Annotated in this window: 10 protein-coding genes; 6 read left to right on the top strand and 4 right to left on the bottom strand. The window is 69.2% G+C overall.

Annotated features, from left to right (window positions below; genetic code table 11):
- Positions 1-158: 158 nt before the first annotated feature.
- Positions 159-851 (bottom strand): metal-dependent transcriptional regulator, encoded by a 693-nt coding sequence (locus tag HL652_RS02010; protein ID WP_171703758.1) that lies wholly within the window; start codon positions 849-851, stop codon positions 159-161.
- Between the two features lie 121 nt (positions 852-972).
- Between HL652_RS02010 and serC the strand changes: the two genes are divergently transcribed.
- On the top strand, positions 973-2,088 hold the full coding sequence (gene serC / locus HL652_RS02005) for a phosphoserine transaminase (protein WP_171703757.1): 1,116 nt from the start codon (positions 973-975) through the stop codon (positions 2,086-2,088).
- A 246-nt stretch (positions 2,089-2,334) separates the two neighbouring features.
- Here serC and HL652_RS02000 read toward each other — a convergent pair whose 3' ends face one another.
- Both HL652_RS02000 and HL652_RS01995 read right to left on the bottom strand, forming a co-directional pair.
- Positions 2,335-3,309 (bottom strand): DUF3027 domain-containing protein, encoded by a 975-nt coding sequence (locus HL652_RS02000; RefSeq protein ID WP_253743586.1) that lies wholly within the window; start codon positions 3,307-3,309, stop codon positions 2,335-2,337.
- A 74-nt stretch (positions 3,310-3,383) separates the two neighbouring features.
- Positions 3,384-3,764: a cold-shock protein gene (locus HL652_RS01995; RefSeq protein ID WP_171703756.1), complete on the bottom strand. Its 381-nt coding sequence runs from the start codon at positions 3,762-3,764 to the stop codon at positions 3,384-3,386.
- Positions 3,765-3,843: 79 nt separating this feature from the next.
- Here HL652_RS01995 and HL652_RS01990 point away from each other — a divergent pair, with 79 nt between their 5' ends.
- The 5 genes from HL652_RS01990 (at position 3,844) to HL652_RS01970 (ending at position 10,603) form a co-directional block, all read left to right on the top strand.
- On the top strand, positions 3,844-4,110 hold the full coding sequence (locus HL652_RS01990; RefSeq protein WP_171703755.1) for a hypothetical protein: 267 nt from the start codon (positions 3,844-3,846) through the stop codon (positions 4,108-4,110).
- Positions 4,107-6,389, top strand: coding sequence for a helicase-associated domain-containing protein (locus HL652_RS21860; protein WP_171703754.1), 2,283 nt, complete (start codon positions 4,107-4,109; stop codon positions 6,387-6,389). The genes HL652_RS01990 and HL652_RS21860 overlap by 4 nt, the downstream gene beginning before the upstream one ends.
- A gap of 6 nt (positions 6,390-6,395) precedes the next feature.
- On the top strand, positions 6,396-8,036 hold the full coding sequence (locus tag HL652_RS01980; protein WP_171703753.1) for a DNA repair helicase XPB: 1,641 nt from the start codon (positions 6,396-6,398) through the stop codon (positions 8,034-8,036).
- Between the two features lie 131 nt (positions 8,037-8,167).
- Positions 8,168-8,857 carry a response regulator transcription factor gene (locus HL652_RS01975; protein WP_171703752.1) on the top strand — a complete coding sequence of 230 codons (690 nt, stop codon included), beginning with the start codon at positions 8,168-8,170 and terminating at the stop codon, positions 8,855-8,857.
- Positions 8,858-8,878: 21 nt separating this feature from the next.
- Positions 8,879-10,603 (top strand): sensor histidine kinase, encoded by a 1,725-nt coding sequence (locus HL652_RS01970; protein ID WP_171703751.1) that lies wholly within the window; start codon positions 8,879-8,881, stop codon positions 10,601-10,603.
- 346 nt (positions 10,604-10,949) lie between these two features.
- Here HL652_RS01970 and groL read toward each other — a convergent pair whose 3' ends face one another.
- Positions 10,950-12,569: a chaperonin GroEL gene (gene groL / locus HL652_RS01965; protein WP_171703750.1), complete on the bottom strand. Its 1,620-nt coding sequence runs from the start codon at positions 12,567-12,569 to the stop codon at positions 10,950-10,952.
- Between the last annotated feature and the right edge of the window lie 66 nt (positions 12,570-12,635).

Genomic DNA, 12,635 nt, shown 5'->3' with positions numbered 1-12,635 from the left:
GTCAATGACCAAGAGACGGGAAGGAGGTGTCTTGGCCCGCATCCGAAGGCTTCAGGGTTCCTGCGGACTCGTTCGAGGATACGGGAGGCATACCCGTTTGTCACTTCTGAGCGCGGTGTTTTTAACAATTCCGTAACGCTCGAATGACGGTGAGGCGGCTAGACCCCAACGAATATGTGGCTCGCGACCTCGTTCGGCAGTTCGAGGCCCTCGTCGTAACCTTCGACCTCGACTAGAACGTAGGAGCCGACGGACGTGAAGGCGGCCGTGTTGCCGGGAACGACCCCAGCATCCTTCAGCTGCAGCAGCAGCTCGGGGTCGACCTGCGCGGGCTCACCGAGGCGGCGGATGGTCTTCGTCTGCGGGCCGACGGCGCCGTGCACCAGGGTAACGATGTTGACGACGCCGCGCGTGAAGGGGATCGAGGCCGCGTCACCGAAGGCGTCGAGACCCGGGATGGGGTTGCCGTAGGGCGACTCGGTGGGGTGGTCGAGCATGTCGAGGATGCGGCGCTCCACCTGCTCGCTCATCACATGCTCCCAGCGGCATGCTTCATCGTGCACGAGCTCCCACTCGAGGCCGATGACGTCGGAGAGCAGGCGCTCGGCTAGACGGTGCTTGCGCATGACGGCGATCGCCTTCTTGCGGCCCACCTCGGTGAGTTCGAGGTGGCGGTCGACCGAGACGACGACGAGGCCGTCACGCTCCATGCGACCCACCGTCTGCGACACCGTGGGGCCCGAGTGGCCGAGCCGCTCCGAGATGCGCGCGCGCAGCGGCGTGATGTTCTCCTCCTCGAGCTCGAGGATCGTTCGAAGATACATCTCGGTGGTGTCGATCAGATCAGTCACTGCGCATACTCCTAAGCCGGTGAGGCGTACCTAAACCAGCCTAGTTGTTTCGGCGTGACACCCGGGCGCTCGGCGTGAAGACGGGCTCGCGGTGTCTCGCCGCGTCGATACGATGGGGGGCATGCCCGACATCACCATCCCCAGCGCCCTCCTGCCCGTCGACGGCCGTTTCGGCTGCGGGCCGTCCAAGGTGCGCGGCGCCCAGCTCGAAGACCTCGTCACCCGCGGAGCCTCGCTCCTCGGCACGAGCCACCGGCAGGCGCCGGTGAAGAACCTCGTCGGGTCGGTGCGCTCGGGGCTGTCTCAGCTGTTCTCGCTGCGGGAGGGCTATGAGGTCGTTCTCGGCAACGGCGGGTCGACCGCGTTCTGGGATGCTGCATCCTTCGGGCTCATCGAGAAGCGTGCCGAGAACCTCTCGTTCGGCGAGTTCGGGTCGAAGTTCGCCGCGGCTGCCGGTGCGCCGTGGCTCGAGGCTCCGCATGTGGTGAAGACGGATGCGGGAACGCGCGGCGAGATCGAGGTGCTGGAGGGCGTCGATGTGTACGCCTGGCCGCACAATGAGACGAGCACGGGCGTGATGGCGCCGGTGACGCGGGTGCTCGGTGACGAGGGTGCGCTGACGGTCATCGACGCGACGAGCGCTGCTGGCGGTATCGACTTCGACGCTGCTGAGGCGGATGTGTACTACTTCGCGCCGCAGAAGAACTTCGCGTCGGACGGCGGGTTGTGGCTCGGGCTGTTCTCGCCGGCTGCTCTCGAGCGGGTGGAGAGGGTGGCGGCTTCAGGGCGGTACATCCCGGAGTTCTTGAGCCTGAAGAACGCCGTCGACAACTCGCGGCTGAACCAGACGCTGAACACGCCAGCGCTCGCGACGCTGCTGATGCTGGATGACCAGATCTCGTGGATCAATGAGCAGGGTGGGCTCTCCTGGGCCTCGGCGCGCACGGCGGAGTCGTCGTCGGCGCTGTACGAGTGGGCTGAGGGTGTGTCGTACGCTCAGCCGTTCGTCGCGGATCCCTCGCACCGGTCGCAGGTGGTCGTCACCATCGACTTCGACGACAGCATCGACGCCGCTGCCGTGGCGAAGACGCTGCGCGCAAACGGCATCGTCGACACCGAGCCGTACCGCAAGCTCGGCCGCAACCAGCTGCGCGTCGCCACCTTCGTCGCCATCGAGCCCTCCGACGTGCGCCAGCTCATCGCCTCGATCGAGCACGTCGTCGAGCAGCTCGGCTGAGCCGGGGCGCGCTTGCGCGGGCATGCCGCGCTTCGCGCCGACTTCTCCCACCCTGACGCGTACCCCGCCCGTGGGCGGCTCGGTCGCGCGGAGGTGTGGAGCGACCCGCTTTAGCGGCGCGGCTTCCCGCGGCGACCGCCGGATGCCGCGGACGTCTCCACCCCCGAGCCGTACCGCCGACGTCTGCGGGCCTCGACGAGGTGAGGAGCGGGAAACACCGCGCGATGCGCGACTTCCGCCGCGGCGTCAGCGACCGGCGGCGAAGCCTTCCGCGTGCGGGTCGTCGTCATCCGACTCGTACCCGTCGTCTTCCGAGTCATCCTCGTCGTCGGCGTCATCCTCGTCCCCCGAGTCATCGTCGTCGTCCGAGTCACCCTCGTCGGCGTCGGAGTCCTCTTCATCCGAGTCGTCGGCGTCGGCGGTGGAGGCGGCTTCGGCGGAAGCGAGTTCGTCGTCGTCGAGGACGTGGTCGTCGAGGTCGAGCACGAGGTCGTCGTCGCCGAACTCGTCGTCGTCATCCGACTCGTCATCGTCGTCGTCGGAGTCGTCGTCATCCGACTCGTCGTCATCGTCGTCGGAGTCGTCGTCATCCGACTCGTCATCGTCGCTGCCGTCGGCGTCGTCGTCGGACTGGGCGGTGGCGGCGGCGAGTTCTTGGGCGAGTTGGTACTCGGCGAGGCGCTCCGACCACGGGACCCAGTCGGGCGCGACGAGCGCGTCATCCCCGGGGAGCAGTTCGACCTCGAGCACAGTCGGCTCGGACTGCTCGTCGACGCGAGCGAGGGTGACGGTCCAGTGCCAGCCGGGGTATCCGGCGAGCTTGGTCGCGAAGTGGAGGCTGAGCACGTGGTCTTCGGCGGCCTCGTGCCCGACGATCTCCCCCACGGTCGCGGCAGGGGTCACCTCGTAGAGCGCGGCCAGCGCGAGCTCGACCGCTGCCAGCAGCACCTCGTCGACCTTCGGCGGATCAAGCACCTCCACCTCGACGACGATCTCCTCGACGTCGGTCACCTCGGCCGCGTCGGCCTCGGCCGCGTCATCGTCGCCAACCTCGTCGGCCGACTCAGCCTCGGCACCCGCTTCAGCCTCACCGTCGTTCGACGCTGGTTCAGCACCTTCACCAGGCTCAACGGATGAATTCAAAGACGACTCGTCCGCAGCATCCGCTTCAATGCCGGTCACGGTCACCGCATCCGCAGCATCCGAACCCGGCGCAGCCACAGCATCCTGAACCCCGTCGCCCTCCACCGAAGCTGACGCAGAGGCAGACTCAGACGCGGGGTCGTGCGACGGCACTACGCGTCCAGCTCGTCGGCGACCTTGCGGAGCAGGGCGGCGATCTTGCGGCTGTGGGCATTGTCGGGGTAGCGGCCGCGCTTGAGGTTGCCGCCGATGGAGTCGAGCACCTTCACGAGGTCTTCGACGATGATCGCCATGTCGTCGGCGGGCTTGCGCGCCATCTTCACCAGGCTCGGCGGAGCCTCGAGCACACGCACCGAGAGCGCCTGCGCACCACGCTTGCCGTCGGCGATGCCGAACTCGAGCTTCGTGCCACTCTTCACCACCGCGCCGGCGGGCAGGGCCGACGCGTGCAGGAACACCTCGGAGCCGTCATCAGCACTGATGAAGCCGAAGCCCTTCTCTTCGTCGTAGAACTTGACCTTGCCGGTGGGCATCGTGTTTCTCCTCAGGTAATCGGCGCGAATACCGCTCGCGGCCACGTACCAGCCTACCGGTGCCCGTATCCTTGATGTCGTGAGTGAACCCGAAGCCAGCACACCAGGCCGCGTCGAGCGCTCGCTCGCCGTCATGATCGTGTCGGTCATCGGGCTGTCGTTCATCTGCATGGTCGTCGTGCTCATCGCAGGGCTCGCCACCGGCGGGCAGGGCATGAACAACGCGTTCTGGGGCATGCTCGCGTTCATCCCGTGGATCGGCCTGCCCATCGGCCTCGTGCTCATGATCGTGCTCCTCGTGCTCAGCATGCGCCGTCGCCTCCGCGACGCCCGCGGGAGTAGATGAGCGATACGCTCCGGCTCGCCCGCAGCCTCGGCGCCCTGGGCGACGACGCCCTCGCCGCCCTCCTGCAGACCCGTGAGGTCGCGGGCACCTCGCCGCGCGACTTCTTCGACCTCGCCGACGCGTTGCTCGACGCGGTCTCGGTGGCGCTCGCGCTGAGGCCGTTCGACCGGGCGACGATCGGGTGGCTGGCTGCGGGGGGCGCGGGTACCGCGGTCTCCGCTACGCCGGCGTCGTCGTCGCCGCCCCTCGCCGAGCTGACCGCGCTCGGGCTAGTGAGCCCGCCGTCAGAAGCGGATGCGCGGGTGCACGTCTACGCCGCCGTGCGTGATGTAGCGGCCCGTGTGCTGGCGGAGGCTCCCCCGTCGACCACGTCGACAGATGACCTGGATGCGGTGGGAGACGCCGCATCAGAGCCAACAGGCCCTACGAATGCACACGGCGCCGAAGCCACCACGCCCGGCGGACAGCCTGGCTTCAAGGACGGCGCGGCGGAACCCGGCGATCACACCCACGCTCCGGACATCGATGCTGAGCCGACGGAGGCAACGGATACGCGGAGCGGCACAGGAACGACCAGGCCCAGCGGTCATCACCACGCGGCGGATGCCGAGGGTGAGCCGACAGAGGTGACGGATGCGCGAGGCGGGGGCAGCGCGACACCATCCGTCGACCTCGCTGCGGGTGAGCGTGCGTTCGGGGCGCTGGTCGCGGTGTCGGAGCTCGGGCATCAGGCGCGGCTCGCGGCGCTGCGGGTGAAGGCGCGCGGGGGTGTTCCGGTGGCGGAGGAGAAGCGGCTGGCGCCGCTGCTGGCTGTGGAGCCGGAGGAGGTCGCCATCGTGGTGGAGCTCGCCCAGGCCGCCGGCCTGCTCGGCGAGGACGGGGATCGCCTGCTGTCGACCGAAGCCCTCGACGAGTGGCATCGGCTCGCGCCCGAGCGGCGCTGGCTGCGGCTCGTGTCGGCGTGGACGGCGACACTCCCCCGGCCGGTGCGGCGCACCCTCGAGGCGGCACGCGCTTGGCCCGGTCCGCGGGCGGCGGCGAGCGCCTTCCGCGAGCTGCACCCCGCCGCCGACGACGCAATGGTGGCGGCGCTCGGCGAGGTCGACGCGGTCGCCGCATTCCTTGGCCTCGTGGTGGGCGAGCAGTCGAGCGCCTTCGGCGCCGCCGCCCTCGCCGCAAACGAGGCAGCGGAGAAAGCGGCCGCTGACGCCCACCGCGCAGCTCCGCCCGCCGAGACCACGGCACCCAGCGAGCCGACGCGCGCAGACAATGCCGTCGAGCAAGCCGACTCGTCGACGAGCGCCGAACCCGCCAGCGCGATCGCTCCGCTCTTCCCCGCCGAGGTCGATCGGGTGTACGTGCAGCACGACCTGTCGGTGATCGCGCCCGGGCCGCTGGCGCCCGCGCTCGACGCACGGCTGCGGCGGCTGGCGCCGCTTGAGAACCGCGGAGTCGCGTCGAGCTACCGCATCACCGCGCAGAGCATCGACCGTGCGCTCGCCGAGGGCGAGACCGCCGCCGGCGCCCGGGAGTTCCTGGCGGAACTGTCGCTCACCGGCATCCCCCAGTCGCTCGACTACCTCCTCACACAGGGCGACCGCCGCCACGGCCAGCTGCGCGTGCTCCCCGCCCCACAGCCGCGCACCCAACCCGCCACAGCCACGACGACGCCGCCGACGGCGACGCCGACAACCGAAACACTCCCCCCACGCACCCTCATCCGCGCCGCCGACCCCGCCCTCGCCGACTCCCTCGCCGTCGACCAGTCCCTCGCCGCCCTCGCCCTCCGCCGCACCCCCGACGGCGACCTCACGAGCCGCGCCACCCCCGCCGCCGTCTTCTGGGCCCTCGCCGACGCCCGCTACCCGGCCCTCGTCGAAGACGAGCACGGCGAGCGGCTGCTCCTCCACCGCGTCGAAGTCCTCCCCGCTCCGACCAACCCCGCCGGTGCAACCGCGAGCACCCACCCCACACACGCCTCACCCCCCGCATCCGTCACCGACCTCGTCCGCCGCCTCCGCGCCGCCCCCGCGAGCGCCCTCGACGACGACACCGCGTGGATGGTGCGCCAGATCGACCAGGCCATCCGCTCCCGTACCCCTCTCCGCATCGAGGTGCGCTTCCCCGACGACTCCGTGCGCGACGTCGAGGTCACTCCCCTGAGCGTCGCGAACGGACGCCTCCGCTGCCTCGACCTCCGCGCCGGCGTCGAACGAACGGTGCCCGTGGCGAACATCGTGGCCCTCACGCCCGTCTCCGACGAGCCCGACGTAGACTGATCTGCTATGCCAGACGGCCCTCTCATCGTTCAAAGCGACCGCACCGTGCTGCTCGAGGTGGCGCATCCTGCAGCCGACTCCGCCCGCCACGCGCTCGCGGTCTTCGCCGAGCTCGAACGCGCGCCCGAGCACGTGCACACCTACCGCATCACGCGCCTCGGCCTCTGGAACGCCCGCGCCGCCGGCCACACCGCCGCCGAGATCAACGCCACCCTCACCGAGTACTCGAAGTTCGCGGTGCCCGCTTCTGTCTCGGCCGAGATCGACGAGACCATCGGCCGCTACGGCAAGCTCGTCATCGAGCGCGACGACGAGGGCACGCTGCTGCTGAAGTCGACGGATGCTGCGGTGCTCACCCAGGTGATGCGCGCCAAGAAGGTGGCTCCTCTCCTCATCGAGCGCCGCGACGACGGCTCGCAGGTGATCGAGCCGTGGGCGCGCGGGCAGCTGAAGCAGGAGCTCATCAAGCTCGGCTGGCCCGCCGACGACCTCGCCGGCTTCACGCCAGGCACGCCGCACCAGATCGATCTCGACGAGAGCGGCTGGCACCTGCGCGACTACCAGCAGCAGGCCGTCGACCACTTCGCCGAGCACGGCTCCGGCGTCGTGGTGCTCCCCTGCGGGGCGGGCAAGACGCTCGTCGGTGCGGGCGCGATGGCGGCGGTGAAGACCAACACGCTCATCCTGGTCACCAACACGGTCTCGGCCAGGCAGTGGCGCGACGAGCTGCTGAAGCGCACGAGCCTCACCGAAGACGAGATCGGCGAATACTCGGGCCTCGTCAAAGAGGTGAAGCCGGTCACCATCGCGACCTACCAGATCCTCACGTCGAAGCGGAAGGGCAGCTACGCCCACCTCGAACTGCTCGACGCCCTCGACTGGGGGCTCGTGGTCTACGACGAGGTGCACCTGCTGCCGGCGCCGGTCTTCAAGCTCACTGCCGACCTGCAGGCCCGCCGCCGGCTCGGCCTCACCGCCACGCTCGTGCGCGAAGACGGCCGCGAGTCCGACGTGTTCAGCCTCATCGGGCCCAAGCGGTTCGACGCCCCGTGGAAGGAGATCGAGGCCCAGGGCTACATCTCCCCCGCCGAGTGCTTCGAGGTGCGCGTCGACCTGCCCTTCGAGGAGCGGATGGAGTACGCCGCCGCCGGAGACGACGAACGCTACCGCCTCGCCGCCACCGCTCCGGCGAAGCTCGACGCCACCCGGCGGCTGATCGAGCAGCACAAGGGCGAGCGCATCCTCGTCATCGGGCAGTACCTCGACCAGCTCGAGGCGCTCTCGGAGGAGCTCGGCGCGCCGAGCATCACGGGTGCGACCCCGGTTCCCGAGCGGGAGCGGCTGTTCCAGGCGTTCCGCGACGGGGAGGAGAAGATCCTCGTGGTGTCGAAGGTGGCGAACTTCTCCATCGACCTGCCGGAGGCGAGCGTCGCCATCCAGGTCTCCGGCTCGTTCGGGTCGCGACAGGAGGAGGCGCAGCGCCTTGGCCGCCTGCTCCGCCCGAAGCAGTCGGGGCTCACGGCGAGCTTCTACACGCTGGTCGCCCGCGACACCGTCGACCAGGACTTCGCGCAGAACCGCCAGCGCTTCCTCGCCGAGCAGGGGTACTCGTACAGCATCCTCGATGCGGAGGTGCCGGCCGCCTGAGCCGCCCGGCCGGCTGACGGTGACGGATGCTGGAGCCGCGTCCCACCCGACCGTCACGATCTCAGAGATCGGCCTGACAGCATCCGACTTGTTCCCAGGTTGCGCCCAGCGAACCTGCAGATAATAACGTCATGACCGGCCCTCGCATCCTCATCGTCGACGACGAACCGAACATCCGCGACCTCCTCACCACGAGCCTGCGCTTTGCCGGCTTCGCGGTGCGAGCCGTGAGCAACGGCGCCCAGACCATCTCGGCCGTGCTCGAGGAGGAGCCCGACCTCATCATCCTCGACGTGATGCTTCCCGACATGAACGGCTTCGGCGTCACCAAGCGACTGCGTGCCGCCGGGTACACCGCGCCCATCCTCTTCCTCACCGCCAAAGACGACACCGAAGACAAGATCACGGGTCTCACCGTCGGCGGCGACGATTACGTCACGAAGCCCTTCTCGCTCGACGAGATTGTGGCGCGTATCAAGGCCATCCTGCGGCGCACCATGCAGGCCGACGAAGACGCGATCATCCGCGCCGGCGACCTCACCATGGATCAAGACACTCACGAGGTCTTCGTCGGCGACACCGCCATCGAGCTCTCCCCCACCGAGTTCAAGCTGCTGCGCTACCTCATGCTCAACCCCAACCGGGTGCTGTCGAAGGCGCAGATCCTCGACCACGTGTGGGAGTACGACTTCAACGGCGACGCCGGCATCGTCGAGAGCTACATCTCCTACCTGCGGCGCAAGCTCGACGCGCACACCGAGGAGTCGCTCATCCAGACCAAGCGCGGTTTCGGGTACATGCTCAAAGTCTCAAAGGCCTAGAGGGCGTAGCCTGTCGGGAGCATGCACAACGCCATCCTGAAGCAGTGGAACGCCATCTCACTGCGCACCAAGATCACGGGCGTCACGGTCTTGATGCTCACCTTCGGGTTGGTCGTCTCGGGCGTCGGCACCATGATCGTGCTGCGCACCTATCTGCTGCAGCAGGTCGACTCGCAGCTCGAGGCGGCGGGGCGCGACCCGTCGCCCTTCCTCGGGCCCGACGCGACGACCGAGCAGTTCAAGATCTCCGACATCACCTCGGCCCCAACGGAGTACTTCGTGGGGCTGCTCGACTCCTCGGGCAACCTCATCATCAGCAACTGGGGTGAGCAAGACGTCGATGGCCGACCCGACGTCTCCCTGTCGATCGAAACCTCGGGCGAGATCAACGGGCGCGTGTTCAGCGTCGACTCGATCGACCAGCGCACGCAGTGGCACGCGGTCGCGTCGACCGTCATCCTGTTCGGAGGCGACGACTCGAGCGGCAGCATCGTCATCGCGAAGTCTCTCGCCGAGACCGAGAAGACCACGGCGACCTACCTGTCGATCTTCCTCGCCTTCGGGGTCGGCGTCGTCATCCTCGGCGCGATGATGACGCGCCTGCTCGTCACCTCTACCTTCGGGCCTCTGCGGGAAGTGGAGCGCACGGCGGCGGCGATCGCCGACGGCGGCGACTTCAGCCAGCGCATGTCCGACGGCATGCCCAACACCGAGGTGGGGCGGCTCAACCGCTCGCTCAACACCATGCTGTCCCGCATCGACAGCGCCTTCGCCGACCGCGCCCGCACCATCGAGCAGATGCGCCGCTTCGTCGGCGACGCCTCGCACGAGCTGCGCACGCCCCTGGTCTCGGTGCGCGGCTACGCGGAGCTGTACCGGATGGGCGCGCTCCAGACCCCCGAAGACGTCGCCCAGGCGATGGATCGCATCGAGAAGGAGGCGATCCGCATGGGCACGCTCGTCGAAGACCTGCTCGAGCTCGCCCGCCTCGACGAGACCCGCCCGCTGCAGCTCGCGCTGATCGACCTCGTGCCCCTCACCATGGACGCGGCGATGGATGCTCGTGCCGCCAGTCCCGCCCGCGTCATCTCGGTCATCACTCCGCACGCCCCGTCGTCGGTGACGTTCGCGCCTCTCGAGGGGCCGGATGCGGAGGCCGGCGCATCCGCTGCCCCCACCGGGGTCGACGGCAAGCGGGCCATCTCGACGTCGACGCGGCCGATCGCGTTCGCGGCGACGCTGGCGCGGCTGCGCCGGCGCGGGCGCAGTGGGCCCGGCGCGGGTGGCGCGGGTGAGACGGGCGAGGTCGTGCCGCTGACGGCGGGTGTCGACGGCACGGGGGCGCTCGACGCTGTCGCGGTGCAGCCCGAGCCCGCCGAGCTGCGGGCGGTGGTCTTGGCGGAGGAGAACAAGATTCGCCAGGTGCTGACGAACCTCATCGGCAACGCGCTGCGCTTCACCGACGACGACAGCCCGATCGAGCTCTCGGTGCAGGTCGACCCCGAGCGGCGCGTCGCGACCGTCGACATCATCGACCACGGAGACGGCATCCCGCCGCAGATCCGCGAGAAGATCTTCCAGCGCTTCTGGCGCGCCGACTCCTCGCGCACCCGCGAGACCGGCGGCTCGGGCCTCGGCCTCGCCATCGTCTCCTCGATCATCGCCGCCCACCACGGCACCGTCGAGGCCCTCGAGACCCTCGGCGGCGGCGCCACCTTCCGCGTCACCCTCCCCCTCGCCGAGTAACCCCCGCCCCGCCCCCGTTCGAAACCGCAAACGTCGCGGCATCCGACCCCATGGAGGAGGCGGATGCCGCGACGTTTGCGATTCTGAACGCCCGGGCGCCGGGCGCGGTGCGGGCGACGCGGTGCGGGCGGCGCGGTGCGGGCGGCGCGGCGCGGGCGGCGCGTGCACCGCGGGGCATCCCGCCCCGCTCGCCGTTCGAAACCGCAAACGTCGCGGCATCCGCGCCCTCTAAGAGGTCGGATGCCGCGACGTTTGCGATTCTGAACGGCCCGAGCGGCGCGCCCGGGGCCGCGCACGCAGAAGGGCGGCCCCCGGAGGGGCCGCCCTTGCGGTGGTGGAGCCGGGACTAGAAGTCCATGCCGCCCGTGGGGTCACCGACGGGGGCCGGGGTCTTCTCGGGCTTGTCGGCGACGACGGCCTCGGTGGTGAGGAAGAGGCCGGCGATCGACGCGGCGTTCTGCAGCGCCGAGCGGGTCACCTTGGCGGGGTCGATGATGCCGGCAGCCAGCAGGTCGACGTACTCGCCGGTGGCGGCGTTGAGGCCCCAGCCCGACTCGAGGTCGCGCACGCGGGCGGCGACGACACCGGGCTCCTGGCCGGCGTTGAAGGCGATCTGCTTCAGCGGCGCCTCGATCGCAACGCGAACGATGTTCGCACCGGTCGCCTCGTCGCCCTCGAGCGACAGGCCCTCGAACGCGGTCTTGCCGGCCTGGATGAGCGCCACGCCACCACCGGCGACGATGCCCTCCTCGACGGCGGCCTTGGCGTTGCGCACGGCGTCTTCGATGCGGTGCTTGCGCTCCTTGAGCTCGACCTCGGTGGCTGCACCAGCCTTGATGACCGCCACACCGCCGGCGAGCTTCGCGAGGCGCTCCTGGAGCTTCTCGCGGTCGTAGTCGCTGTCGGTGTTCTCGATCTCGGCGCGGATCTGCGCGACGCGACCGGCGATGGCCTCGGCGTCACCGGCACCCTCGACGATCGTGGTCTCGTCCTTCGTGATGACGACCTTACGGGCCTGACCGAGCAGGTCGAGGGTGACGTTCTCGAGCTTGAGGCCGACCTCCTCGGAGATGACCTGGCCACCGGTGAGGATGGCGATGTCCTGCAGCTGGGCCTTGCGGCGGTCGCCGAAGCCGGGAGCCTTGACGGCGACCGACTTGAAGATGCCGCGGATCTTGTTCACGACGAGCGTGGCCAGTGCCTCGCCGTCGACGTCCTCCGCGATGATGAGGAGCTGCTTGCCGGTCTGGATGACCTTGTCGACGATGGGCAGCAGGTCTTTGATGTTCGAGACCTTGCTGTTCACGATCAGGATGTAGGGGTCTTCGAAGACCGCTTCCTGACGCTCGGGGTCGGTGACGAAGTAAGCCGACAGGTAGCCCTTGTCGAAGCGCATGCCCTCGGTGAGCTCGAGCTCGGTGCCGAAGGTGTTCGACTCCTCGACGGTGACGACGCCTTCCTTGCCCACCTTGTCGATGGCCTCGGCGATGATGGCGCCGATCTCGGGGTCGGCCGCGGAGATGGATGCGGTGGCCGCGATCTCGTCCTTGGTCTCGATCTCCTTGGCGTTCTTGATCAGCTCGGCCGAGACGGCGGCGACGGCCTTCTCGATGCCCTTTTTGAGGCTGATGGGGTCGGCGCCGGCGGCCACGTTGCGGAGGCCCTCCTTGACGAGCGCCTGAGCGAGAACGGTGGCGGTGGTGGTGCCGTCGCCCGCGACGTCGTCGGTCTTCTTGGCGACCTCCTTGACCAGCTCGGCGCCGATCTTCTCGTACGGGTCGTCGAGCTCGATCTCCTTGGCGATGGACACGCCGTCGTTGGTGATCGTGGGGGCGCCCCACTTCTTCTCGAGCACCACGTTGCGGCCGCGCGGGCCGAGGGTCACCTTGACCGCGTCGGCGAGCGTGTTGAGGCCGCGCTCGAGACCGCGACGGGCCTCTTCATCGAAAGCAATGATCTTTGCCATGTGTGTTTCTCGCCCTCCTGGACGTCATCAAAGATTCAGGTGTTTTAGCACTCAGAGTTCACGAGT

It is taken from the genome of Herbiconiux sp. SALV-R1, assembly GCF_013113715.1.
In the GTDB taxonomy this organism is placed as follows: domain Bacteria; phylum Actinomycetota; class Actinomycetes; order Actinomycetales; family Microbacteriaceae; genus Herbiconiux.
This window is presented reverse-complemented; position numbering and strand designations above follow the sequence as displayed.

What these genes read in the sequence shown, in the direction of transcription:
- serC (WP_171703757.1), top strand. Translation starts at nt 973, where the DNA reads ATGCCCGACATCACCATCCCCAGCGCCCTCCTGCCCGTCGACGGCCGT.
- HL652_RS01995 (WP_171703756.1), bottom strand. Translation starts at nt 3,764, where the DNA reads ATGCCCACCGGCAAGGTCAAGTTCTACGACGAAGAGAAGGGCTTCGGC.
- HL652_RS21860 (WP_171703754.1), top strand. Translation starts at nt 4,107, where the DNA reads ATGAGCGATACGCTCCGGCTCGCCCGCAGCCTCGGCGCCCTGGGCGAC.
- HL652_RS01980 (WP_171703753.1), top strand. Translation starts at nt 6,396, where the DNA reads ATGCCAGACGGCCCTCTCATCGTTCAAAGCGACCGCACCGTGCTGCTC.
- HL652_RS01975 (WP_171703752.1), top strand. Translation starts at nt 8,168, where the DNA reads ATGACCGGCCCTCGCATCCTCATCGTCGACGACGAACCGAACATCCGC.
- HL652_RS01970 (WP_171703751.1), top strand. Translation starts at nt 8,879, where the DNA reads ATGCACAACGCCATCCTGAAGCAGTGGAACGCCATCTCACTGCGCACC.
- groL (WP_171703750.1), bottom strand. Translation starts at nt 12,569, where the DNA reads ATGGCAAAGATCATTGCTTTCGATGAAGAGGCCCGTCGCGGTCTCGAG.